Below are 24,303 nucleotides of genomic sequence, written 5' to 3'. Positions count from 1 at the left end.
CCCGAATTTCTTGACGACCATAGAGCGTTGGAACCACCTGATCCCATCCCGAACTCAGCAGTGAAACGATGCATCGCCGATGGTAGTGTGGGGTTTCCCCATGTGAGAGTAGGTCATCGTCAAGATTAAATTCCGAAACCCCTATCTGCGTATGCAGGTAGGGGTTTTGTTTTGGGCGTAGAAAAAGCACGATCAATCAAGCACAAATTGGCGCAGTTATTTTTGTCCCGGGACACTAGAATAGGTCCAACTTTTTCAGAGTCAGAGCGCTTATGCGGGATTCGGTTGACGCCAAAGAGCTGTCAGAATTACCACTGGAAAATCTGGTTGCCTGCCATGAGTGCGACTTGCTCATGCGTAAACCAGAACTCGCCCATGGCGAAAAAGCCCTGTGCCCGCGCTGTGGCTACGAGCTTTATGCCAATCGGTACAACGTCGTACAGCGCAGTCTCGCCTTGGTCATCGCCGCCTTGTTGTTGTTTATTCCGGCGAACTTTTTACCCATCATGCAGCTCAATCTACTCGGGCAATCTTCGCAAGACACTGTCTGGAGCGGTGTTGTCGCTCTTTTTGACACAGGCATGCAAAGTGTTTCAGTGGTGGTGTTCCTGTGCAGCATAGGAATTCCGTTACTCAAGCTGCTGTGCCAACTGGCCGTATTGTTGAGTATCCGTTTTGATGTCGGACGCAGCTACGGCTTGTTGCTCTATCGCATTTATCACCATATACGCGAATGGGGGATGCTCGAGGTTTACTTCATGGGCGTACTGGTGGCGATCGTAAAACTGGCAGATATGGCAACCATCACCGTAGGCGTTGGCTTGGTGTGCTTCATTGGTTTGTTGCTGATCCAAGTCTGGCTGGAGGTCGTAATGTCGCCTCACCAGATCTGGCAAGCGTTATCAGGAGAGGATGCCCATGCGGGCGATTGATGCAGGCATTCTGATTTGCAAGGAATGTCATGAATTGAACAGGCAGGAAGCTGATACCGATGAGCAAGTCTGTACACGCTGCGGAGCGCTGGTGCATGCCCGTAGCCCGAATAGCCTGGTGCGCACCTGGGCATTGCTGATTACCGCCGCCATTCTTTACATACCGGCCAATTTGTTGCCAATCATGACCGTGAACTCCCTGGGCAAAGGTGCGCCCAGCACGATCATGGCGGGTGTCATCGAGTTGGTGCACTACGGCATGTTTCCCATTGCGGCCGTGGTGTTTATCGCCAGTATCCTGGTGCCCACCTTCAAGCTGGTGGGCATTGGTTTGTTACTGTTTTCCGTGCAGCGTCGTCAGCCCCTTTCGGCTCGCCAGCGTATCTGGATGTACCGTTTCATTGAATTCATCGGCCGCTGGTCGATGCTCGATATCTTTGTGATCGCCATCCTCGTGGCGGTCGTGAATTTTGGGCGGCTTGCCAGCATCGAAGCCAATCCTGGCGCCATCGCTTTCGCCACGGTGGTGATTCTGACGATGCTTGCCGCAGTAACTTTTGATCCCCGACTGATTTGGGATAACACGGAGTCGGACGACGACCATGACTGATTTGCCTGTAGCGAAAACCCGACCGGCTTCGAACTGGTCTGCCATTTGGGTGTTGCCCCTGATCGCCTTGATCATCGGCGGCTGGCTCGGCTGGCGTGCCTATAACGAGACCGGTATCCAGATTCAGGTGCGTTTTGAGAGCGGCGAGGGCATTCAGGCCAACAAGACCGAAGTTGTCTATAAAGGCATGTCGGTCGGCAAGGTCAAAAGTCTCAAGCTCGATGACGAAGGCAGTTCCAAAGGCGTGATCGCCAGCATCGAAATGAACAAGGACGTAGAGCCATACCTGCGAACCAGCACGCGCTTCTGGCTGGTCAAGCCGAGCGTGACGCTGGCAGGGATTACCGGTCTTGAGACGCTGGTTTCAGGTAACTATGTCGCCATCAGCCCGGGGGAAGGCGAGCCCGTGCGCAAGTTCAAGGCCCTGGCCGAGGAACCGCCGCTCTCCGATGCCCAACCCGGTCTGCACTTGACCATCAAGGCTGATCGCCTGGGCTCGCTGAACCGTGGTAGTCCGGTGTTCTACAAACAGATCAAAGTGGGCCAGATCAAAAGCTATGTGTTGTCCGAGGACCAGAACACTGTCGAACTCAAGGTCTTCATTGAGCCGACTTACGCCAAACTGGTGCGCAAACACACACGTTTCTGGAACGCCAGCGGCATCAGCATCGACGCCAATCTGTCGGGTGTGAAAGTTCGCAGTGAATCCCTGGCTAGCATCGTCGCCGGCGGCATTGCCTTCGCCACCCCGGAAAACCGCAAGGACAGCCCGCCTACCGACCCAAGCCTGCCGTTCAGACTCTATGAAGACTTCGATGCAGCGGCGGCCGGTATCCGGGTCAAGGTCAAGCTCAGCGACTTCGAAGGCTTGCAGGCCGGTCGCACGCCGGTGATGTACAAAGGCATTCAAGTCGGCAATCTCAAGGCGCTGAAGGTCGATCCTGACCTGTCCGGGGCCACCGCCGAATTGACGATGGACCCATTGGCCGAGGATTACCTGGTCGAAGGCACCCAGTTCTGGGTGGTCAAACCGTCGATTTCCCTGGCGGGGATTACCGGTCTCGAGGCGTTGGTCAAAGGCAACTACATCGCTGTGCGGCCTGGCGACAAGGGTTCGGCGCCACAACGGGAGTTTGCGGCACGGGCCAAGGCACCGCCGCTGGATCTGCGTGCACCTGGCCTGCACCTGGTGTTGTTCACGGAAAATCTCGGCTCGCTGGAAGTCGGCAGCCCGGTTCTCTACAAGCAGGTTAAAGTCGGCTCCGTACAGAGCTATCAGTTCTCACGCACCAAGAAACAACTGATCATTGGTGTGCACATCGAGAAGGAATACGAAGGCCTGGTCAATGCCTCGACGCGCTTCTGGAACGCCAGTGGCATCACCCTCACGGGCGGACTGACCGGCGGGGTCCAGGTTAAAAGCGAGTCGTTGCAGAGCTTGATGGCCGGCGGCATTGCCTTCGAGACCCCGCAAGACAAAGCCCCGTTGCAGAAGCGTATTCCACGTTTCCGTCTGTTCGCGAACCATGAAGACGCCACGCAGAAAGGCGAAGTCATCACGCTCAGGCTCGATCGCGCTGATGGCCTGCGTACCGGCACTCCGATTCGTTTCAAGGGGCTGGATGTCGGCAAGGTGGAGGATGTTGATCTCAGCGAGGACCTGCAATCGGTGTTACTGACCGCGCGGATTACCGAAGTGCCGGAGCGCATCGCCCGGGTCGGCAGTCAGTTCTGGGTGGTCAAGCCTGAACTGGGCCTGATCAAGACGTCCAACCTCGAAACCCTGGTGACCGGGCAATACATCGAGGTGCAACCGGCACCGAAGAACCTGGGGCCGCAAAAGAACTTTGTCGCTTTGGCCGCAGCCCCCGAAACGGCCAAGCAGGAAGCGGGATTGAGTCTGGTGCTGAGCGCGGCCCGTCGTGGTTCGCTGAAGGCTGGTGTACCAGTGACGTATCGCGAAATCACAGTGGGCAAGGTAACGGGTTATGAGCTGGGCGAGACCGCTGATCGCGTCCTGATCCATATCCTGATCGAGCCGAAGTACGCGCCACTGGTACGCAGCGGTACACGGTTCTGGAACACCAGCGGTTTCGACTTCGATGTCGGTCTGTTCAAAGGTGCAACGGTGCGCACAGAATCCCTGGAGACAATGATTCAGGGCGGTGTGGCCTTTGCCACGCCGGATGGCGAGCGCATGGGCAGCCCGGCGCGACCGGAGCAGACGTTCGCGCTGTTCGATAAGTTCGAAGAGGAATGGCTGGGCTGGGCGCCGAAGATTTCACTCGGTAAGTAGTTTTCTGGCGTCTGTGATGGCGCCTTCGCGGGCAAGCCCGCTCCCACAGGAATTTTGGCGAACACAGAGTCTGTGACCAACCGATAACCCTGTGGGAGCGGGCTTGCCCGCGAAGAGGCCCTGAAGTTCACTGTAAAGCTAAATGACACACCTATGAAAAAGGCCGCGATCCATTGGACCGCGGCCTTTTTCATTGCCTTCTATTCAAGCCTCAGACCGCATCCAGCTCCGGTTCATCCGCTTCTTCGTTGACCGTCGTCTTCACCTGATCGTGACGACGGATGTACTTCCAGTCCGCCTCATCGATGTAGATGCCGGCCGGGCCGCTGCCGCCTTCCAGGTCGATGGCGACACTGGCGCAGACCTGCGGCTTCACGCTCGCCAGGATCGGCACGAAGCCCAGCTGCAGGCTGGTTTCCAGCAAGGCGGCCTGGTTTTTCTCATCGATGTCCGCCGCCTCATCGAGGTAGTACGGCAGACGCACGCGACCGGCCTGGTCACGGTCCATCAAGTGCAGCAACAAGTACATGTTGGTCAGCGCCTTGATGGTCATGGTGGTGCCGTTGGAAGCGGCGCCGTCGATGTCGGTATGGATCACCGGTTGGCCGTTGACCTTGGTGATCTCGAACGCCAGTTCGAACAAGTCCTTGAGGCCGAGCTGATTGTGGTTGGCCGCCACCAGCCGTGCCAGGTATTCCTTGGCTTCTTCGTTCTTGTTGTCCTGCTCGGCGCTTTGGCTGAGGTCGAACACCGACAATGTCTCGCCTTCTTCGTACTGACCGGCGCTGTGGATGATCTGGTCGATGTGCTTGAGCGCTTCCTTGTTCGGGGCGAGCACGATGCGGAAGCTTTGCAGGTTGGAGACCTGACGTTTGTTGATCTCGCGGTTGAACAGTGCCAGTTGGTGTTCGAGGCTGTCGTAGTCGCTGCGGATGTTGCGCAGGGTCCGGGCGATGTCCGTCACGGCGGCACGGCGAGCCTTGCCCAGGGTCAGGGCTTCGTCGGTACGGTGCGCATAGGCGTTGATCAGCAGTTGCAGGCGACGCTCCATATCGTCTTCGCTGTCGAATTTGGCCACTCCCTTGAGGCGCACCTGAGCGTACAGCGCTTCGATCTGGCCGTCGGCCCGCAGCAAGCCTTGCCAGCTGTCCTGATAGTCATTGAGCAGCGGCAGCAGGTTGTCCATGGAATCGTCGATCGGGTCCATGAACGGTGTGCCGAACGGCAGGTCCGCCGGCAACAACTGACGGCGGCGCAGGGCGTCGTCGAGGGTGCGTTGCTTGGCTTCCATGTCGCCGATCTGGCGGCCCACCAGTTGCAGCTTGGCCGACAGTTGCTGGACGCGCTCGGTGAAGGCGTCGCTGGAGCGCTTCAGCTCGTCCTGCGCCGCTTCTATTTGCGCCAACTGCTCAAGCTTGTCGCCTTCCTCGGCGCTCAGGGTTTGCGCGCGACGGAAATCTTCCAGGGCTTTCTGCGCATCCAGCACTTGCTGGTACAGCGCTTCGGTCTGGGTCTTGCTCGCGGCGCGGTCGGCGGCCACGGCCTGCTGGGTCTTGAGTTGCTTGAGTTCTTTGTCCAGGCGCTCTTTCTGATCGCGCAAGGCCGCGCGGTCAGCCAGGGCCTGCAATGCCGGCGGTTCGATGTGGGAGATGTCGATGGACAGGCCCGGCACTTCGAAGCGTTCGCCTTTGAAACCGTCGAGGATCAGCTCCACGGATTTGACCCACTCGCCGTCGTCGTCGAGGGTGATGCCGTGTTCACCCAGCGGCAGGCTGAACAGCGCGCTGTTGAACAGGCGCATCAGGCGTTCGACGTCTTGCTGCGAGAACTCTTCGCGCAGGCGGGCGTAGCTGTTGTTGTCGGCGTGATCGAGTTGCTGCTTGACCGACTTCAGGCGTTTTTCCAGGTCGCGCAGACGTTCGTCGAGGTCTTCGGCGCTGAACTGGCGGGACTGTGCCAGCGCACCGGCCAGTTCATCGTGGGCGTCCTTGGCGGCCAGCAGTTGCTGCTCCAGCACCTTGACGTCATCGACCAGGGCAAAGCGATGCTTGAGCACCGACAATTCGCCGAGCCAGCGCTGGATGCCGGTGATTTCCCGCTCCAGACGCATAAGTTCCTGAGTGCCACCGCGCTGGTCGTTTTGCAGGGCATCCTGCTCGTTGCGGTAGTGCTCGGCCTGAATGGTCAGCTCTTCCTTGCGCGCACTGGCGTAGTCCGACCAGGTGCCCAGCAGCGAATCGAGCAGGGGCGAGATCCGGTGCAGTTTGCCGCGCAGGATGTCGCGTTGCTTCACGCCGTTGGCCAGGGCTTCGACCAGCGGGCCGGCGGCGACCAGCGAGTTGTAGTCCTGCTCCATGCGTCGTACATCACGGAACGCTTCTTCGCACGCAGCGATGTAGTCGACGCTGCCGGAACGCAGGCTGTGCTCGAAGGCATCGAGAAACAGTTGCTTGAGCTTGGCCGCGGTGATTTCGCGCATGTGCAGCAGGTTGATGAACAGGGCGCGGAAGGTCTTCAGGCTCTGCTCGCTGGTGGAGCGTAGCGGAATCAGGGTCAGGTCCAGCGGAATCGAGGTGTGGCCACCGACCAGCAAACGGCGCAGTTCATCCGGCTTGAGTTCGTAGGCTTTCAGGCCTTCGCGCTCAAGGTTGGTGAACAGTTCTTTCTGGCGCAGGCAGGTGTCGTTTTTCTGATAGTGGGCCAGGTCCAGTTTGCCGGCATAGGCAAAGAACTGGTGACCGAAACCGCCGCCCGGGCCGCGACCGACCACACCGATCACGTGGGGGCCGTGGGGCAGGTTCACTTCGACCAGGATGTAGCTGGTGTCCGAGGCGAAGTAGAAACGCCGGGATTGCTCCAGGCTGTACTTGCCGAAGCTCATGTCCGACATGCGCGCCAGGATAGGGAACTGCAGGGCGTTGATCGAGGCGGATTTACCGAGGTTGTTCGCGCCGTAGACCGACAGCGGCTCTTCCAGCGGGAACAGGCCGAGGCTGTAGCCGGCGGTGTTCAAAAGGGCAAAGCGGCGGATGCCGTAACGTTCCTTGCTCATGCGTCGAGCTCCTGTTCTTCGGCGATGGCGCGGGCCAGGGCGTCTTCTTCGCTTTCGTCTGCAAATTCCGCGAGGTCGAGCGGATCGTCGGTCTGCAGCAGTTTTTCGTCGCTGTCTTCGTCGATCAGCACCGGCACCGGCAACGGCAGGACACTGTGCAGACTGGCGGCCAGATCGCGGTCCTGCTGCACCGACAGGCACACATCGAGGAAGCGGTGCATCGGCGGCAGGAAACGGTAGATGCCGTTTTCTTCGCTGGCGAAACCGAGCTGGGTCATGCGCCGCATGATCTTTTCTTCCAGCTCGTCCTGGGTCTGCACTTCGGCCTGGATGAACAGGTCGCGGTACTTTTCCAGCAACGACGGCAGCTCATCGCGGCCGAGGCTGCCGCCGTCAAGCACGGAGATCGGGTCGCGGCCCTGGTCGGCCAGGTGCTCGACGAGGATGAAGGTGAACAGCGCAAGACGCTGCGCGGTCTTGTTCACCGCGGCGGCAGCGAGGTCCGGCACGAAGTAGTAGAAACCGCGGGTGTCGCAGACCAGTTCAAAGCCCAGGGCCTTGAACAGCGTGCGGTATTGGTCCTGAAAATTCGACAACTGTGCGTACAGCTCCGGATCGCGGCGGCTGACGTGGTAACCCTTGAACAGTTCGCGAAAGATCGGTGCCAGATGGGACAGTTCGGATAGATCAAGTTGCATAGGAAGTACTTGCATGGAGGGTGCTCGCAGAATTCTCGGTGCCGTCGCTGACCGAGAGCAGGGCGAAGGAGCGCAGGCTGACCTGGTGCTCGTGTGTGTAGTAGTCGCGACGTTCCAGACGCTCGCGCGTGAAGCGTTTTTCCCGCGACAGACGCGAGAACCAGTACAGCAATTCGTCGGTGGCGCCGTCCGGTTCCTGCTCCAGCAGCCAGGTCATCAGGTCCGGCATCGGCAGGGCGTCTTCGCAGCGTTCGAGCATTTCCCGAACGGTGCGTGGCGCCCGTGGCGCTTCGCCTTTCTGGGTCTTGTGCGCCTTGGGGAAGCGCGCCGGTTTCGGCTCGAAGCGGGCCAACGCATAAACGTAGGCTTCGACCTGACTGGCACTGCCGAGGAAGGTGCTTTGCGGGCGAGTGAACATCGGCATCGCCGCTTGCGGCACGGCGTCGATGCCTTTGCGGCGGATCATCGACAGGGCCAATGCGGCGCCACGGGTCACGGCGTTGTGCCGGCGCGCTTCCTCACGCAGCGGCAGCAGCAGCTCGCGGGCGTGACGCAGGGTCAGCTGGGCGCTGGTCTGCATTTCGAGGATGCGTGCGTGGGTGCGCAGCAGCATGTCGTCGTCGACCAGGTGGCCGAGGCGCTGCTGTTCGCTGAGCATCTTCAGCAGCACGGTTTCGACCTTGCGCACGCCTTGTTCGAAGGCACCGTCGGCGTTCACCAGATCAATCATCGGCTCGACGTATTCGTCCCAGGTCGCCAGTACTTCAGCGTAACGCTGGCGCAATGGAATCTGCCGATCGCTGGTTTTCGCCCGTTCGGCGACGGCCACCAGCGCCTGTTCGTCGTTATCGAGTTTTTTCAGTACATCGCGAACCCGCATGTCGAGCAGGCGCAATTGGCGCGCCAGGTCGTTGCCATCGCGGATATCGAACGCGTCCTGGATATAACCGGCCAGACGCTCGAGGTGGCGCAGGTAGGCTTCGATTTCCAAACACAGGCCAAGGCGGTGTTCGCGGCGCAGGTAGGCGAGGAAGTCGTGAATCTGCGCATTGAGCTCGAAACGGTTCGGGCTTTTGGCCACGGGAACCAGGATGTCGAGGCGAATCCACACGTCCAGCAGGCTGGTGATGTCCTGCGGCGTACTGTCGAGTTGCTGGGCGGCCAGTTGCGTGCGCAGTTCGTTCAGGCTCAGTGTGCCTTGGTCGAAGTGCTCGCACAGTGGCTCCAGAAGTGCCCAGTGTTCAGCGAGGGCGCGCAAGACGCGCTTGGGTTCGATCATCGTAATGGCCGGCTGGTTGGCGATTAAAAGCCGCGATTGTACTGCATCGGGGGCAATGCGATTCAATCTCGGGACGGGCTGTCGCCTTCTTTTCGGTAAAGTGCATCGATCAACTGCGGGCGATCTTGAGCGAACGGCGGTAGAATCAGCGCACTTTAGTTATCCACAAGTGGCCGACCTTTGCTTATCGAGTCCCGTCGTCGCGCTTATCTGGCCGCCATGCAGGTGGTCAACTGGCTGCCGCGCACCGAATTGCCCTTTGCCGCGCCGTCGCGGCCCGAGCTGCTGGAGATCCCCGAGCCGGTTGTGGTCGCGCCTGTCGTGCCAGCAGTTGTGGCTCAGACGCCCGTGGCGCCTGTGGTCAAGCCGGCCGAGCGGGCGAAGATCGAGGTGCCGCGACCATCGCTGGCCAGCACCCGCACCGGGGTCAAACCGGTGGAGGAGGCCGAAGAGGCCCTGGTCGTGGTCAAGGCGCCGATCGTGCCGCCGCCGCGTTTTGCCCTGCAATTGCTGCGGGCCGGGCGTTGCCTGCTGCTGGTGGAGTTACCCACAGGCGAATCCTTCCAGACTCGCGACCCTGCTTATCTGCTGCTCAAAGACATGTTGCGCGCCGCCGGCCTGCCGGACAGCCCGCAAATCGTCGGTGAGCCGGTGCGTTGGCCGCTGCTGGTGCGTGGCACGATGGATCAGGGCCCGGAAGCGGCCCGCGACTTCGTGCAAGGTTTTCTCTCGGTGCGCATGGAAGAAACGCCCTGCGCCTGCTTGTGGCTGATCGGCCTGCCCGCGGTGCGATTTGCCGGCGAAGCGGATGCCGAGGCGTTCAATTGCGAGTTGCAGATCGAAGGCCTGGGCTCGGCCTGGGCGGTGCCGGGCCTGGAATTATTAATGGAAGAGCCACAGCGTAAGGCTGATGTCTGGCAAGCCATGCGTCGGCTGATGGCGCGCTGGAAAGAATCGAATGAGTGACGCTGTATCGTTTCGCCCGATGACCGAGGCGGACCTGGAAACTGTACTGAAAATCGAATACGCGGCCTACAGCCATCCCTGGACCCGCGGGATTTTCCTTGATGGCCTGGGCAAGTATCAGATCTGGCTGATGTTCGAAGGTCAGCAACAGGTCGGCCACGGTGTGGTGCAGATCATCCTCGACGAGGCGCACCTGCTGAACATTACGGTCAAGCCGGAAAACCAGGGCCGTGGCCTGGGGCTGACATTACTTGAGCATCTGATGTCGATTGCCTACAAGGCCGACGCCCGGGAGTGCTTCCTGGAAGTGCGCGACAGCAATACCGCGGCGTTCAAGCTGTATGAGCGTTATGGTTTCAACGAGATCGGCCGGCGTCGGGATTACTACCCGGCGGTGGGCGGGCGCGAAGATGCGGTGGTCATGGCCTGCACTTTGGTGGATTGAGCCTCAAAAACTTCGCGAGCAGGCTCGCTCCCACAGAGATTTGTGTCGTACATAAAACCTGTGGGAGCGAGCTTGCTCGCGAAGAGAGCCTGACAGACACCAAAGATCAGCGCTTGCCATCCATCGGATCGCGCCGCGCCAGTTCAGCCTCATCCAGACCATTGCCACCGCCAATATCGTCCTCGTCGACGATGCTCAGGTCCCAATCCGCGCGCTTATCATCGCCCGCTTCATGGGCATCCCGGGCGCCGTCTTCACGGATCAGGGTTTCCGGGCTCAGGTCGTCGTCGGTAGGTTGATGGTCACTGGTCGCGGCACCAGCCAGGCTCGCTTCACGTCCGCGGCGACGAGGCATCAGTTGCTCGCGCTTCTCGTCCGTCAATTCGTCACCAATTCTGGCGCCGGGCTCTTCTTCATCGAAATCCAGCTCACGCACCGAGCCCATGCGGTCTTCGTTGTCATCGACGGGTTCCGGTTGCACCGCATCGTACGGACGTCGTGAATCATTCATGGCAATTCCTCATACTGTAGGCCTTACTACGGTTGACCCTCGTGGCTACCGAGAATTCCACCGGCATGGAGCCCCGTGTTCCGGATCAGGAGAGCATCTGCATTTCGCGCGTGACCCCGACGGACGGTTGTCAGTCAAAGCTGCGCATCATTCTTGAGGCTTCAAAGCATGAACGAATTACAAGATCTGATTGATAACAACGAGCGTTGGGCCGCTGCGATCAAGGAGGAAGATCCTGACTTCTTCGCCAAGCTGGCTCGCCAACAGACCCCTGAGTTCCTGTGGATCGGTTGTTCCGACGCCCGGGTGCCGGCCAACGAGATCGTTGGCATGCTGCCAGGCGATCTGTTCGTACACCGTAATGTGGCCAACGTCGTGCTGCACACCGACCTCAACTGCCTGTCGGTGATTCAGTACGCGGTCGATGTACTCAAGGTCAAACACATTCTCGTCACCGGCCATTATGGCTGCGGCGGTGTGCGTGCTTCGATGCAGGATCGCCAGTTCGGCCTGATCGACGGCTGGCTGCGCTCGATTCGCGATCTCTATTATGAAAAACGCGAAGAACTGGCCAAATACGCCACTGAAGAGGAGCGCGTCGACCGCCTCTGTGAACTCAACGTGATCCAGCAGGTCGCCAACGTCGGTCACACCAGCATTGTGCAAAACGCCTGGCACCGTGGGCAGAGCCTGTCGGTCCACGGCTGCATCTACGGCATCAAGGATGGCCGCTGGAAGAGCCTGAACGCGACCATCAGCGGTTTCGAGCAACTGCCGCCGCAGTACCGCCTGCGTCCGTTCGAACCCCTGTAAAGCCCTTCAGCACGGACTTTGCCGACGCCACTGTTGCAAAAACAGCTGGCCGTCGGCGTTCGGCTCTTCATCGTAGCCGGTGATCCAGCCACGGCACTCGTATGAGCCGCACTGGCAGGCGAACTGGCGTTGCAGTTTGTCTTCGCTGGCGGCGAAGTCCATGGTCAGCCAGTCCCCCTTGCTGATGTCCTTCAGCGCCCATAACCACAACTCGCTCAAGTCGAGAAAGACATTGGGGTCGCAGGAGTGTCGCAACAGTCCGCAGAAGCGCGGGTCGTAAACGTGCACACCCGGGGCGAGCTGGCGGGTATGCCGGCAGCGATAGGGCAGCAAGTGCCCCGACGCCCGGCAGAGACGAGTGATTCGCGGGAATTCGCGCCGTGCGGCAATAGCCGTGGCTTCGCCCTTGGCGTTTTCAATGATTTCGAAGTCGGCCAGGGAAGGAAATCCCAGGCGAACGGGCAGCTCCGAAAAGGGGTAAACACCTTGCGGCGGTTGTGGGTGTTTTCGTTGAGGGGCGTGAGCTTTCATAACGATCCCTGTCTGCTGGGTGCTGCGACTTCCTTGCACCGACGGTCCTGTCAGCACAGCAGCACATGGGTTCAGACCAAGCCTCTCGCAGATACTACGGGCGGTCTACTGTCATAAGTGACAGATTGGCAGCCGTTCATCGGGTTACAACGGCGGAGCAGGTTTCGCCGTGGCTGGCGCTGGGGCCTTGAGTTGTTTGAGCTGGGACACGATCGGAGCTGTCGCGCATTTACCCGCGGCCTGTTGGGGCGACAGGTGGCGGATCGAGGTGTAGAACAGCTCGCAGGTTTTTTCTTTGCGGGCCACTTGCCAGGTTTGCCTGCAGGTATTGAGCTCAACGTCTGGATTGCTGTCCGGTTGACGGCCCATGGCGGCCTGCCAGCACGCAGCACTCAAATCCTGGCCCATGACTTTCAGGCCTGCCGCATCGGCCTTGGCCTGGGCGTCACTGCCGGTGTAGCTTGCCGGATCGGCGGCATACCAAATGTAGCTCGGGTGGTTGGAGCCCAATACGGGGACTTTCACGCCGTTGTCCGGGTTGATCTGGGTCAGGCCCAACACGTTCACCGTCGGCCCGTATTGCTCTTTGATCCAGTTACGCACCGGTGTGCCGAAGGCGACCATCGGCAGTGCTGCACCGCTGGCATTCAGGCTGACTTCCTTGACCATGGTGGTCTGGTAATCCTTGAAGTAGCCGTAGACGCCTTCGAGGTCCTTGCCCGCGTTGGAAGGCGCGGCAATCGGGGCGATGTCGATGATGGTCTGGTAGCCCGGCGTCTGCTCGGCCGGGATGCCGTTGGCGGTCAGCAGCGTGGCCCAGCGATCCGTGGTGGCGGACCTCAGGTAATCCTGGGCCTGGGTCAGCGAATAATCTGGCGGGAAGTGCAGCAGTTCGACGCTTTTGCGATTTTCCAGGGCCATGCCCAGCGGCAGGAACAGATACCAGCTGTACGCCCACTTGCCATCGGCATTCAGTTTGCTGGCGCCGTTATAGGCCAGGTCACCGGCGTCGAGCAGCGCGGCCAGGGGCTTTTCATAGCCGTTGGGTACGCCGCTGATTTCGGCATATAGCTGATTGTTATCGGTCTTGATCAGAACCTTCGCCCCACTGTAGCCATCACGCTGCACGCTTTGGGTCAGGTAATGTTCGACGGTTTGCTCAAGCGTCCAGTTGCGAAAGCAGATCACGTTACAGTTGTTGGGGTAGGCGAAGAGACGGGTAACGCGTTCGGTAGTGCCCAGCTTCAAATTGACATCGGCGTGGGCGGTGGTGCTCAGGGTGAGGGCTGCGAGAGTGAGTGCCGCGAGTTTGAACATGCTCAGATCCTTTTCAGCGTATTAAGACCAGCAGTTACTGAAACAGACAGGGCGGAACAAAAAGGGCCGATATCAATACCGGCCCTTTTTTATGGTTACGGCATTACCGGCGGCGTATACGCCAGCGTCGTCCCCAGTGCCCATAACAACACTAGCACCAGTGGCGTGTGTACCAGCAACTGCACGAACGAGAAACCGATCAGGTCCCGCGCCTTCAACCCCAGCACGCCCAGCAACGGCAGCATGTAGAACGGGTTGATCAGGTTCGGCAAGGCTTCGGAGGCGTTGTAGATCTGTACGGCCCAGCCCAGGTGATAGTTCAGGTCGTTGGCCACTTGCATCACGTATGGCGCTTCGATGATCCACTTGCCGCCGCCGGATGGAATGAAGAAGCCGAGGATCGCCGAGTACACGCCCATCAGCAGGGCATAGGTGTCGTGGGAGGCAATGCTGACGAAAAAGGTCGAGATGTGGTGCGCCAGAGATTGCGCATCGGCGCCCTTGACCGTGGTCATCAGCGCAGCGATCGAGCCATACAGCGGGAACTGGATCAACACGCCGGTGGTGGTCGGTACCGCACGGGACACGGCGTCCAGAAAGCTGCGCGGACGCCAGTGCAGCAGGGCGCCCAGCATGATGAACAGGAAGTTGTAGGTGTTCAGCCCGGATATCGCGCTGATGGCCGGTTTGGTCGAGAACTCGTGAAACAGCCATCCGGCTGCCAGCAACACCAGCAGAATCGTCAGCAGCGGGCTGTGTTCCAGCCATTCGCCAGGGCGGGTGCGTGGTTGCAGCGGTGGCAGGTTGAAACTCGGATCGACGCCGCACGCCTTGGCGTCACGCGCCGAGTTCGGGCCAGGCGCGGTGGCGTAGGCGATGATCAGCGAGATCACGATCAACGCCAGCAACATGGCACCGGACTGCCAGAGGAAAATCGTCTGCGTGAATGGAATCACTCCGGTGATCGACAGAATCGACGGCGGCAGGCTCGCCGGGTTGGCCTGTAATTGTGCTGCGGACGACGACAGGCCCAGGGCCCACACCGCGCCAAGCCCCAGATAGGCGGCAGCACCAGCGGCACGGTAATCCATTTTCAGATCGGTGCGGCGGGCCAGGGCGCGCACCAGCAATCCGCCAAACACCAGGGACAGGCCCCAGTTCAGCAACGAGGCGACCATCGAGATCAGCGCGACCCAGGCCACGGCGGAGCGGCCGTTTTTCGGGAGCTTTGCCAGTCGGTCGATCAGCTTGACCGCTGGCGGCGAACTGGCGACTACATAACCGCCGATCACCACGAAAGCCATCTGCATGGTGAAGGGAATCAGGCTCCAGTACCCGTCACCGAACGCCATCGCGGCATCGGTGGGCTTGGCACCCATCGCCATAGTGGCGAGGGCCACGATAATCACCGCCAGGGCAGCAAACACCCAGGAGTCGGGGAACCAGCGTTCGGCAAAACTTGAGCAGCGCAGGGCAAAGCGGGCGGAGCGGCTATCTTCGATATCAGCGGCCACGGGTGAACCTCGAATTTTTATGTTTGTCGTGGTCTTCGGGGCAGTAACCGCCCGTCTGGACAGACGCCAACATTAATTCAAGCCGAGGATTTTTGCGGGGCTGTTTCGCGGCTATGAGACTTTGGTCTAACGGGTTGTCCGCCGGTGCGTTTGCGTAGACCATGGGCGCCTTGGTTTTTGCCTGTGCCAGAGTTCTTTTCATGACTGCCAACACCGATTCGCGCCCGACGCCGTTCAACCGCTCGGACTACAAGACCCTGGGGCTCGCCGCGCTCGGCGGGGCGCTGGAAATCTACGACTTCATCATTTTCGTGTTTTTCGCCCTGACCCTCAGCCAGTTGTTCTTCCCGCCTGAAATGCCCGAGTGGCTGCGCCTGCTGCAAAGTTTCGGGATTTTCGCCACCGGTTACCTGGCGCGACCGCTGGGCGGCATCCTGATGGCGCACTTCGCCGACCGTCTGGGGCGCAAGAAAGTCTTCAGCCTGAGCATCCTGATGATGGCGTTGCCCTGCCTGTTGATCGGGATCATGCCGACCTACGCGCAAATCGGCTATTTCGCACCCTTGCTGCTGTTGGCCCTGCGCATCCTCCAGGGCGCGGCGGTGGGCGGTGAGGTACCCAGTGCGTGGGTATTCGTCGCCGAGCACGCACCCATCGCCCATCGCGGCTATGCCTTGGGCTTCTTGCAGGCTGGGCTGACCTTCGGTTATTTGATCGGCGCACTGACCGCGACCTTCCTGGCGCAGGCATTCACACCAACGGAAATCCTCGATTACGCCTGGCGTTACCCCTTCCTGCTGGGCGGCGTGTTTGGGGTGATTGGCGTCTGGCTGCGTCGCTGGCTCAGCGAAACCCCGGTGTTCATGGCCATGCAGGCGCAACGCGAGGCGGCCGGCGAACTGCCGCTGCGCACGGTCTTGCGCGAGCATCGGCTGGCCATATTGCCGGCGATGATTCTCACCTGTGTGCTGACCTCGGCGGTGGTGGTGTTCGTGGTCATCACTCCGACCATGATGCAGAAAACCTTTGGCATGACCGCCAGCCATACCTTTGCCTTGAGCGCACTGGGCATCGTGTTCTTGAACATCGGCTGCGTGCTCGCCGGGCTGTTGGTCGACCGCATCGGCGCCTGGCGCACGGTGATGCTCTACAGCCTGCTGCTGCCTCTGGGCATCGGCGTGCTGTATGCCTGCCTGATCATGGGCGGCGACTGGATCGGCCTGGCCTACGCCGTGGCAGGGCTGTCCTGCGGGGTGGTCGGCGCGGTGCCATCGGTGATGGTCAGCCTGTTCCCGGCGCGGATTCGCGTCTCGGGCATCTCGTTCACCTACAACATTGCCTACGCCGCGTGGGCGAGTGTCACACCGCTGTTGTTGATCGGCCTGATGCCGTGGAGTCCATGGATCTGCGTGATGTTCAGTGCGGTGATGGGGGCGGTGGGCGTGGGCAGTGCGGCGTACTTCGGTGCGCGGATGCCGAGAATTGCAGGCTGTTCTGCGGCTGGCGCGCATTGATTGTGCGCGTCGTAACTATTTTTACAGGGCAAGCCTGAAACACGCTTAAGTAAATGTTTCCAAGGCCGATGGTTAGGCTGCATATCGCTTTCTGCCCCTGTCCATCGGTGCTTTCCCATGTTCAATAAACGCTTGAAGCAAGAGCTGTCGGCTCTTCGTGAAGAACTCTCCAGCCTCCAGCAAGTGAAGGAAAGCCTGGAAAGCGAGATGCTGGTACTGACCCTCGAAAGCGATGGACGGGTTCAGTCGGTCAATCAGAACTTCCTTGGCGAAATGCATTACAAGAGTGGCGACCTGATTGGCCGACACATCGACGACTTGGTCCCGGATCACGTGAAATCCGACGAGTTCCAGCAGCGTTTCAAGAGCGCGCTGACCCGTGGCGAGCACTTCGCCGGCGCGGTGCGCCTGTTGCGCGGTACGGGCCAGGAAGCGTGGTTGCGTTCGATCCTGCAACCGGTGCGCTCGGCGGATGGGCGGATCAGGCATTTTTCGATCTTCTCCAGCGACCTGACCCGCACCATCGAGGCCTCCCGCGAACACTAGAACCTGATCGGCGCGCTGGTGCGCTCCACGGCGGTGATCGAATTCGACCTCAATGGCAATGTGCTCGCCGCCAACGACCGCTTCCTCAGCGGCATGGGTTACAGCCTGGCGCAGATCAAGGGCAAACATCACCGCATGTTCTGCGAGCCGGCGGATTACAACAGCGCCGAGTACCAGGAGTTCTGGCGTCGCCTGAACGCGGGCGAATACGTGGCCAACCGTTTTAAACGAGTCGACAGCCATGGTCGTACGGTCTGGCTGGAGGCGTCCTACAACCCGGTGGTCGATGCCAACAATAATCTCTACAAGGTGGTGAAGTTCGCCACGGTGATTACCGACCAGGTCAATCAGGAACAAGCCGTCGCCGAGGCCGCCAACATCGCCTACAGCACCTCGCAGCAAACCGACCAAAGCGCCCAGCGCGGTAACGCCGTGGTGACCCAGGCCGTGGACGTGATGCGCGACCTGGCCAGGCATATGCAAACCGCCGGCGATGGCATTGAAGCCCTGAACGAGCAGTCGCTGGTGATCGGTAGCATTGTCAAAACCATCAGCGGCATTGCCGAACAGACCAACCTGCTGGCGCTCAACGCGGCCATCGAAGCGGCGCGAGCGGGCGAGCAGGGGCGGGGGTTCGCCGTTGTGGCGGATGAGGTCCGGCAACTGGCTTCGCGCACCAGCCAGGCCACCGACGAAATCGTCCTCGTGGTGCGGCAGAACCAGGACATGGCGCGCAACGCCGTGGCGCTGATGACCGACGGCAGGCTTCAGGCCGAGCAGGGCCTGGCACTGGCGGCGGAAGCGGGTACGGTGATTGTCGAGATCCAGGACGGCGCGCAGAAAGTGGTCAATGCGGTGGGGCAGTTTGCCAATCAACTCACTAACTGACCTGCGATCAGCTCTTGGTGGGAGCAAGCCCGCTCCCACAGGGTTACGTGGGCGCTACAATCGGCTCTTTTCCCCAGGAGCAGACTTCCATGAGCGTTTCCCACCGCCGTCCGGTTCCCTTGTCCAAGGCCTATCGTCTGCTCAATCATGGCCCGACCGTGCTGGTCAGTGCAGCCCACGGTGGTCAGCGCAATATCATGGCGGCAGCCTGGGCCATGCCGCTGGATTTCGAACCGCCGAAAATTGCCGTGGTGCTGGACAAATCCACCTGGACTCGCCAGTTGCTGGAAGCCGCGGGCACCTTTGTGCTGAACGTTCCGTGCGCTGCCCAGGCCGACATTGTGCAGACCGTCGGTTCGACCTCCGGCCTGGAATTGACCCAGGGCCAGGGTCGCGACAAGTTTGAGACCTACGACTTGCAGACCTTCACCGGCGAGTCGGTCGATGCACCGATGCTAGAAGGCTGCGTGGCCTGGCTGGAATGTCGTCTGTTGCCTGAACCGAACAACCATCAACAGTACGATCTGTTCCTGGCCGAAGTGATCGCAGCCCAAGCCGACGAGCGCGTGTTCAGCGAAGGTCGCTGGCACTTCGAGGGGCATGATGCGCTGCGCACCTTGCACCACGTGGCGGGCGGGCATTTCCTGAAGATCGGCGATCCGGTGGATGGCAAGCACTTGCAGGCTTGAGCCGGTCCGCGCTCATATCCACAGATCATTCTCGGCCGTGCGTTCGCCACCTTCACTGCCGGTATTGAGCACACCCTTGGGTTCGATCAGCAGGAGTTTCACCTCCTGCTCGGCACAGGGTTTGTGCTCGACGCCCTTGGGCACCACGTACATTTCCCCGGCGTTCACTAGCACGTGGCCATCGCGAAAATCGATGCGCAACCGGCCTTCGAGCACGATGAAGGTTTCGTCGGTATCGAGGTGGTCGTGCCAGATAAAGTCCCCCAGCAGCTTCACCACCTTGAACTGGTAGTCGTTCATTTCGGCGATGACCCGGGGCGACCAGTGGGAATCGATCCGGCTGATTTTTTCAGCGAAGTTCAGGCTTTCGTAAGCGTTCATCTAACAGCTCTCATGGAGGTTGGTGAACCCACGATAGCCAGCGACTCAACGCGCTTCTTGTACGATTGTGCGTGGCTCAACGGCGCTGCATGTTGATCCAGCGGGCCGGTGACAGGCCGTAGGTCTTGCTGAATTGCCGCGTCATGTGGCTCTGGTCGGTGAAGCCTGCGATCAGTGCGGCACTGACCAGGCTCTGGCCCTGAATCAGCAGCGCACGGACCAGGTCCAGGCGGCGCATGGTCAGGTAACGGTAGGGGCTGGTGCCGAACAACAGGCGAAAATCCCGGGACAGGCTCCAGCGATCCCGACCACTGTGCTGCGCCAGTTCATCCAGGGTCACGGTGCGATCCAGGGCGCCGTGGATGTATTCCCGCGCACGCTGCGCGGCCACGTAATCGAAACCCGAGCGTTTGCCCGACGCGCCGGAAACCGCGCTCATGGCTTGCGCCAGATCGAACAGCGCGTCCTGTTCTTCCAGTGGATCGAGCGGGCAATCCAGGCTGCGCAGCAGCGCTCCCGTGGCGGCGAACAGACGTGGGTCGTTCGACAGCCCGCTCTTGATGAACGGCAGCGGCTGACCGCCGAGCATCTGCTGGATCAGTGCGGGTTCGATGTACATCATCCGGTACTGGAAACCGGACTCGGTGCCGGCCTCGCCATCGTGGGCTTCGTCCGGGTGCAGCACGATCGTTGTGCCCGGCAGGCTGTGACGCCTGCCACCGCGATACTGAAAACTCTGCACCCCGGCCAGGGTGTGGCCGATGGCATAGGTGTCGTGGCGGTGAAGGTCGTAGCCATGGCCGGCAAAAAACGCCTCGAAACGCTGCAGCCCGCCGACATCGGGCGCGCGATGGAACCAGTCATTGCGAGGCAGTTGCTTGGCCATGGTGATGATTGTCTTTGGATCGATGTGCAACACGGTAACCCAGCCAACGGTTCCCTGTCTTCTGATCGGATGGCGGTTTGCCCGCTAGAAAACCAAGGGCAAATACTGCACTGTGGGGCGCATTCGCTACAGGTCCTTTTTTATTTGTCAGGATGAGGCCAGGTCATGAGCAAGTTGCGCGTGGGGATCATTTTCGGAGGCCGTTCGGCCGAGCATGAGGTGTCGTTGCAGTCGGCGAAAAACATCGTCGATGCGCTGGATCGTTCACGCTTCGAGCCGGTGCTGATCGGCATCGACAAACAAGGCCACTGGCACCTCAACGACCCTACTAACTTTTTGCTGAACCAGGAAAACCCGGTGCTGATCGCCCTCAATCAGTCCAATCGCGAGCTGGCCGTGGTGCCGGGCAAAGCCAGTCAGCAACTGGTGGAAACCTCCAGCCAGGAAATGCTCGGTCACGTCGATGTGATCTTCCCGATTGTCCACGGCACCCTCGGAGAAGACGGTTGCCTGCAAGGCTTGCTGCGCATGGCCGATCTGCCGTTTGTCGGCTCCGATGTGCTCGGCTCGGCCGTGTGCATGGACAAGGACATCAGCAAGCGCCTGCTGCGCGATGCCGGCCTGGCCGTGACGCCGTTCGTGACATTGACCCGCGCCACGGCGGCGCGCACCGGGTTTGCCGAGGTGCGGGGCAAGTTGGGTTTGCCGCTGTTCGTCAAACCGGCGAACCAGGGCTCTTCCGTGGGCGTGAGCAAGGTCACCGACGAGGCTGAGTACAGTGCTGCGGTGGAGCTGGCCTTGAGTTTCGATACCAAGGTGTTGATCGAATCCGCCGTCAGCGGCCGTGAGATTGAATGCGCGGTGCTCGGCAATGAAGACACCATCGCCAGTGGCTGCGGCGAGATCGTGGTGCGCAGCGGGTTCTATTCCTACGACAGTAAGTACATCGACGACACGGCTGCCGAAGTGGTGGTGCCGGCCAATATCAGCGTCGAGGCCAGCGAGCGCATTCGCGCCCTGGCCGTCGAAGCGTTCCAGGTACTTGGCTGCTCCGGTTTGGCCCGCGTCGATGTATTCCTGACCGACAGTGGCGAAGTGCTGATCAACGAAATCAACTCGCTGCCCGGCTTCACCCGCATCAGCATGTACCCGAAACTGTGGCAGGCCACCGGCATGACCTACAGCGAACTGGTGACGCGACTGATCGAGCTGGCGCTGGAAAAGCACCATGTTCGGCAGGGATTGAAAATCAGTCGATAGCGACTTGCTCATGTACAAAGGGCCTACCCACCGGTAAGCCCTTTCTCATCCCCGCGTACGACTCAATCCCCCAACGCTTGCCCTTCACGCCGAGGATCGGCCCCGCCTGTCAGCGACGCTTTGCCTTGGGCGTCCTTGACCCGAACAATCGCCTGGGTGCCGCTGGTCATGTCGATTTCGCTCACGCTGTGCCCTTTGTCTTTCAGCGCCTGAATCAACGTCGGGCTGAACTGCCCCTGTTCCAGTTCAGTCGGGCCGTTGCGGCTGCCGAAGTTGGGCAGGTTGATGGCGGCTTGCGCATCGAGGTTCCAGTCGAGCAGGCCGATGGTGGATTTGGCCACGTATTCGATGATTTGCGAGCCGCCGGGGGAGCCGACGGTGGCGAGGAATTCGCCGCTCTGGCGGTCGAAGATCAGGGTCGGGGCCATGGAGGAGCGCGGGCGTTTGCCGGGTTCGGCGCGGTTGGCGACTTTCTGCCCGTTTTCCTCGGGGATGAACGAGAAGTCGGTCATCTCGTTGTTGAGCATGAAACCCTGAACCATGATGTGCGAGCCGAACGCCGACTCGATGGTGGTGGTCATCGACACGGCGCCGCCTGCGTCATCGACGGCCACCACTTGCGAGGTGGAAATCCGCAGCGGCGAACGGTCCGGCGCATAGGCCACCCGGATGCCCGGCGGAGTGCCGGGTTTGGCCGTGCCCATGCTGCGGTCGCCAATCAGGGCGGCGCGGCTGGCGAGGTAGGCCGGGTCGACCAGGCCCTTGACCGGCACGGGGACGAAGTCTGCGTCGGCTAAGTATTGTGCGCGGTCGGCGTAGGCCAGGCGTTCGGCCTCGGAAATCAGATGCACGGCTTGCGGATCGGGTTCGATGCCGGCCGGGGCCGTGGTCTTGACCGGTTTCAGCGGCGCCAGCGCCAGGCGCTTGTCGCGAGTCTCCAGGGCTTGCAATGTGCCGAGGATCTGCGCCACGGCGATCCCGCCCGACGATGGCGGCGGCATGCCGCAGACTTGCCAGCGCTTGTAGTCGGTGCACAGCGGCGCGCGCTCCTTGGCCTGGTAGTTGGCGAGGTCGCTTACGGACAAGCTGCCGGGGTTGGCGTGTCCCTGAACCTTGGTCGCGATTTCCTCGGCGACCGGGCCTTTGTAGAGGGCATCCGGGCCTTCGTGGGCGATGCGTTTGAGCACCGCGGCCAGTGCCGGGTTCTTCAGGTTTGTGCCGGCGGCTTTTGGGCTGCCATCAGCATTACGAAAGTACGCCATCATTTCCGGCGAGCGCGGCATGGACGAATCCGCGGCGATCAACCGGTGCAGGCGTGGCGAAATGGCGAAGCCTTGCTCGGCGAGCTGGATGGCCGGTTCAAACAGCTGCGCCCAGGGCAGGCGTCCGTGTTTTTGATGGGCCAGTTCCAGGGCGCGCAATACGCCGGGCGTGCCCACCGAGCGGCCGCCAATCTGCGCCTGGGTGAACCCCATCGGTTGTCCGTTGGCTTGCAGGAAAAGCTTCTCGCTGGCACCGGCCGGGGCGGTTTCACGTCCGTCGTAGGTGCGCACGGCCTTGCCATCCCAGAGTACGATCAATGCGCCGCCGCCGATGCCCGAAGACTGTGGCTCGACCAGCGTCAACACCGCTTGCATCGCAATCGCCGCGTCGATGGCCGAGCCGCCTCGGCGCAGCATCTCCCGCCCGGCTTCGGCCGCCAGCGGGTTGGCCGCCGCTGCCATGTATTTCTCGGCGTGTTGGGTTTTCAGGTCGGTGCGAAAACCGGAAGCGCTTTCCGGTGCGAGCGGCAGCGTCGGCACCGAAGCGTTGTTGCACGCGGCCAGGGTCAAGGCACTGGCGAGCAGAATCAGGGCTGGCAGGCGATAGCGGCGCAAAGGGAAGGTTGAGAACACGTGGGGTACTCCGTCCGTTGGATCTACGATCAGTGGACTTTATCGGCCGACCGGGAGGGAAGCAAACCAGGTCCAACGGCACCGATGTTTTTGTCCTTCATCAATGGCAGGATTTTCTGTAGGGTCGTTGCCAACAGGCAGGCCAGAAGATCAACAAGAGGCAGACATGCAAACCGAGTTCCCCACCCAGTCCAGCTATCGCAACCAGCGTGAACAGTTCCTGGCCGCGGCGACCACGGCAGGCGCAACGCTGACGGAATATCGACACCCGCTCAAAGGACCGTTCGGCGAACCCCTGAGTACCGATGTGGCGGTGCTGGGTGATCCGGGCGCCAAGCGGCTGCTGATCGCGTTGAGCGGCACTCACGGGGTCGAAGGCTTCTATGGCTCGGGCTGCCAGATCAAATGGTTGCAAGAGTTGGGCAAGCGTTCCCTGCCAACGGATGTCGCCGTGGTCATGATCCATGCCATCAACCCCTGGGGCATGGCGTGGTTGCGCCGGGTCAACGAAGACAACATCGACCTGAACCGCAATCACCTGGATTTCCAGCGCCCACTGCCGGACAACCAGGCCTACAACGCCCTGCATGAAATCTATGCCTGCCCGCAGTTGCATGGCCCGCAGCGTGATCGCGCCGATGCCTTGCTCGACGAGCAGATTCGCCTGCACGGCTGGCCGGCAGTCATGTCGATTGTCGAGGGCGGTCAGCATGCTCATCCCGACGGCCTGTTTTTCGGCGGGCTGGCGCCGAGCTGGTCGAACCGCACGCTGCACAAGATCGTGCAAAAGCACGTGGCCCATGCCGAGGTCGCCATGTGTTTCGACTTGCACACGGGCGCTGGCGAGTACGGTCATCCGATGTTGTTGACCATCACCGAGTCCGCCTATCCGGCGCTGGTGGATGCGCAGGCGATTTACGGTCCGTGGCTCTACAGCCTGCAAACCGGCGTCGACACCCTGAGCGAAACCGGCGTGGCGGCAACGGCCACCGGCTACACCTCGCAGGCATTGATCGACGCGCTGCCGCAGGTATGGTTGATGCCTTTCGTCATCGAGTGCGGTACGTACCCGGGGCGGGATGTTCACCGGCATCTGCGCGATGACCACTGGCTGCATCTGCATGGCAACCCGAATGACGCAACAGGGCGCGGGATCAAGCTGAGTCTGCTGGAGCAGTTCTATCCCGCCGACAGCGATTGGCAGGCGATGGTCTGGTTGCGGACGTGGCAGATCTGGGAGCGGGCGTTGTCCGCATTGCCGACGGTATAAAGTTCAGGGG

At 60.8% G+C, this 24,303-nt stretch carries 22 protein-coding genes, 1 rRNA gene and 1 pseudogene; 14 read left to right on the top strand and 10 right to left on the bottom strand.

Going from position 1 to position 24,303, the window contains the following annotated elements:
- Positions 1–9: 9 nt before the first annotated feature.
- The 4 genes from rrf (at position 10) to KGB28_RS04140 (ending at position 3,838) form a co-directional block, all read left to right on the top strand.
- Positions 10–125: ribosomal RNA gene (gene rrf / locus KGB28_RS04155) — 5S ribosomal RNA — on the top strand.
- A gap of 147 nt (positions 126–272) precedes the next feature.
- Positions 273–932 carry a paraquat-inducible protein A gene (locus KGB28_RS04150; RefSeq protein ID WP_223442622.1) on the top strand — a complete coding sequence of 220 codons (660 nt, stop codon included), beginning with the start codon at positions 273–275 and terminating at the stop codon, positions 930–932.
- The gene (locus KGB28_RS04145; protein WP_150728041.1) at positions 919–1,542 is read left to right on the top strand and encodes a paraquat-inducible protein A; all 624 of its coding nucleotides are present in this window, start codon (positions 919–921) and stop codon (positions 1,540–1,542) included. Before KGB28_RS04150 ends, KGB28_RS04145 begins: the two co-directional genes overlap by 14 nt.
- Positions 1,535–3,838, top strand: a complete 2,304-nt coding sequence (locus KGB28_RS04140) for an intermembrane transport protein PqiB (RefSeq protein ID WP_223442620.1) — start codon at positions 1,535–1,537, stop codon at positions 3,836–3,838. Before KGB28_RS04145 ends, KGB28_RS04140 begins: the two co-directional genes overlap by 8 nt.
- Before the next feature lie 211 nt (positions 3,839–4,049).
- On the opposite strand, the gene mksF is transcribed toward KGB28_RS04140, so the two are convergent.
- The 3 genes from mksF to mksB are packed head-to-tail and all read right to left on the bottom strand — an operon-like array spanning position 4,050 to position 8,867.
- Positions 4,050–6,890 (bottom strand): Mks condensin complex protein MksF, encoded by a 2,841-nt coding sequence (mksF, locus tag KGB28_RS04135; RefSeq protein ID WP_223442607.1) that lies wholly within the window; start codon positions 6,888–6,890, stop codon positions 4,050–4,052.
- Entirely contained in the window at positions 6,887–7,588 is a 702-nt protein-coding gene (mksE, locus tag KGB28_RS04130; protein WP_150759032.1) for an Mks condensin complex protein MksE, read from the bottom strand. Before mksE ends, mksF begins: the two co-directional genes overlap by 4 nt.
- Positions 7,578–8,867 (bottom strand): Mks condensin complex protein MksB, encoded by a 1,290-nt coding sequence (mksB, locus tag KGB28_RS04125; RefSeq protein WP_223442604.1) that lies wholly within the window; start codon positions 8,865–8,867, stop codon positions 7,578–7,580. The genes mksE and mksB overlap by 11 nt, the downstream gene beginning before the upstream one ends.
- Before the next feature lie 219 nt (positions 8,868–9,086).
- Here mksB and KGB28_RS04120 point away from each other — a divergent pair, with 219 nt between their 5' ends.
- Positions 9,087–9,833: an energy transducer TonB gene (locus tag KGB28_RS04120; RefSeq protein ID WP_223442639.1), complete on the top strand. Its 747-nt coding sequence runs from the start codon at positions 9,087–9,089 to the stop codon at positions 9,831–9,833.
- A complete protein-coding gene (gene rimI, locus KGB28_RS04115) occupies positions 9,826–10,278 on the top strand; it encodes a ribosomal protein S18-alanine N-acetyltransferase (RefSeq protein WP_007978046.1) in 453 nt (150 codons plus the stop codon). The genes KGB28_RS04120 and rimI overlap by 8 nt, the downstream gene beginning before the upstream one ends.
- Before the next feature lie 106 nt (positions 10,279–10,384).
- Here the strand turns inward: rimI and KGB28_RS04110 are convergent, their stop codons facing one another.
- Positions 10,385–10,789: a serine kinase/phosphatase gene (locus KGB28_RS04110; RefSeq protein WP_223442602.1), complete on the bottom strand. Its 405-nt coding sequence runs from the start codon at positions 10,787–10,789 to the stop codon at positions 10,385–10,387.
- A gap of 168 nt (positions 10,790–10,957) precedes the next feature.
- Between KGB28_RS04110 and can the strand changes: the two genes are divergently transcribed.
- Complete coding sequence (can, locus tag KGB28_RS04105; RefSeq protein ID WP_150728035.1) at positions 10,958–11,602, top strand: carbonate dehydratase; 645 nt, start codon at positions 10,958–10,960, stop codon at positions 11,600–11,602.
- Between the two features lie 6 nt (positions 11,603–11,608).
- On the opposite strand, the gene KGB28_RS04100 is transcribed toward can, so the two are convergent.
- The 3 genes from KGB28_RS04100 to KGB28_RS04090 form a co-directional block, all read right to left on the bottom strand.
- Positions 11,609–12,133, bottom strand: a complete 525-nt coding sequence (locus KGB28_RS04100) for a lysine methyltransferase (RefSeq protein WP_223442599.1) — start codon at positions 12,131–12,133, stop codon at positions 11,609–11,611.
- Between the two features lie 144 nt (positions 12,134–12,277).
- Complete coding sequence (locus tag KGB28_RS04095) at positions 12,278–13,450, bottom strand: hypothetical protein (protein WP_223442597.1); 1,173 nt, start codon at positions 13,448–13,450, stop codon at positions 12,278–12,280.
- Between the two features lie 95 nt (positions 13,451–13,545).
- The gene (locus KGB28_RS04090; RefSeq protein WP_223442594.1) at positions 13,546–14,964 is read right to left on the bottom strand and encodes a short-chain fatty acid transporter; all 1,419 of its coding nucleotides are present in this window, start codon (positions 14,962–14,964) and stop codon (positions 13,546–13,548) included.
- Positions 14,965–15,164: 200 nt separating this feature from the next.
- On the opposite strand from KGB28_RS04090, the gene KGB28_RS04085 reads away from it, so the two are divergent.
- The 5 genes and pseudogenes from KGB28_RS04085 (at position 15,165) to KGB28_RS04065 (ending at position 18,601) form a co-directional block, all read left to right on the top strand.
- Positions 15,165–16,478, top strand: coding sequence for an MFS transporter (locus tag KGB28_RS04085; protein ID WP_150756389.1), 1,314 nt, complete (start codon positions 15,165–15,167; stop codon positions 16,476–16,478).
- Positions 16,479–16,595: 117 nt separating this feature from the next.
- On the top strand, positions 16,596–17,024 hold the full coding sequence (locus KGB28_RS31770; protein WP_223442591.1) for a PAS domain-containing protein: 429 nt from the start codon (positions 16,596–16,598) through the stop codon (positions 17,022–17,024).
- A gap of 18 nt (positions 17,025–17,042) precedes the next feature.
- Positions 17,043–17,324 (top strand): annotated as a pseudogene (locus tag KGB28_RS31765) (PAS domain S-box protein); the annotation flags it as partial.
- Positions 17,304–17,912, top strand: coding sequence for a methyl-accepting chemotaxis protein (locus KGB28_RS31760; RefSeq protein ID WP_411740573.1), 609 nt, complete (start codon positions 17,304–17,306; stop codon positions 17,910–17,912). The pseudogene KGB28_RS31765 and the gene KGB28_RS31760, both read left to right, overlap by 21 nt.
- An 89-nt stretch (positions 17,913–18,001) precedes the next feature.
- Complete coding sequence (locus KGB28_RS04065) at positions 18,002–18,601, top strand: flavin reductase family protein (RefSeq protein ID WP_223442588.1); 600 nt, start codon at positions 18,002–18,004, stop codon at positions 18,599–18,601.
- A gap of 12 nt (positions 18,602–18,613) precedes the next feature.
- Here KGB28_RS04065 and KGB28_RS04060 read toward each other — a convergent pair whose 3' ends face one another.
- Positions 18,614–18,982 (bottom strand): cupin domain-containing protein, encoded by a 369-nt coding sequence (locus KGB28_RS04060; protein ID WP_223442577.1) that lies wholly within the window; start codon positions 18,980–18,982, stop codon positions 18,614–18,616.
- A 76-nt stretch (positions 18,983–19,058) separates the two neighbouring features.
- On the bottom strand, positions 19,059–19,868 hold the full coding sequence (locus KGB28_RS04055) for an AraC family transcriptional regulator (RefSeq protein ID WP_223442565.1): 810 nt from the start codon (positions 19,866–19,868) through the stop codon (positions 19,059–19,061).
- A gap of 165 nt (positions 19,869–20,033) precedes the next feature.
- Here KGB28_RS04055 and ddlA point away from each other — a divergent pair, with 165 nt between their 5' ends.
- Positions 20,034–21,128: a D-alanine--D-alanine ligase gene (gene ddlA / locus KGB28_RS04050; protein ID WP_223442562.1), complete on the top strand. Its 1,095-nt coding sequence runs from the start codon at positions 20,034–20,036 to the stop codon at positions 21,126–21,128.
- A 62-nt stretch (positions 21,129–21,190) separates the two neighbouring features.
- Here ddlA and ggt read toward each other — a convergent pair whose 3' ends face one another.
- Positions 21,191–23,023 carry a gamma-glutamyltransferase gene (gene ggt, locus KGB28_RS04045; protein ID WP_223442559.1) on the bottom strand — a complete coding sequence of 611 codons (1,833 nt, stop codon included), beginning with the start codon at positions 23,021–23,023 and terminating at the stop codon, positions 21,191–21,193.
- Between the two features lie 166 nt (positions 23,024–23,189).
- Here ggt and KGB28_RS04040 point away from each other — a divergent pair, with 166 nt between their 5' ends.
- The gene (locus tag KGB28_RS04040) at positions 23,190–24,293 is read left to right on the top strand and encodes a DUF2817 domain-containing protein (RefSeq protein WP_223442556.1); all 1,104 of its coding nucleotides are present in this window, start codon (positions 23,190–23,192) and stop codon (positions 24,291–24,293) included.
- Positions 24,294–24,303 lie beyond the last annotated feature (10 nt).

This window comes from Pseudomonas sp. BF-R-19 (assembly GCF_019956445.1).
Classification (GTDB): domain Bacteria; phylum Pseudomonadota; class Gammaproteobacteria; order Pseudomonadales; family Pseudomonadaceae; genus Aquipseudomonas; species Aquipseudomonas fluorescens_BH.
Note: the sequence above shows the minus strand (reverse complement) of the source record. Positions and strands in the feature narration are given on the sequence as shown.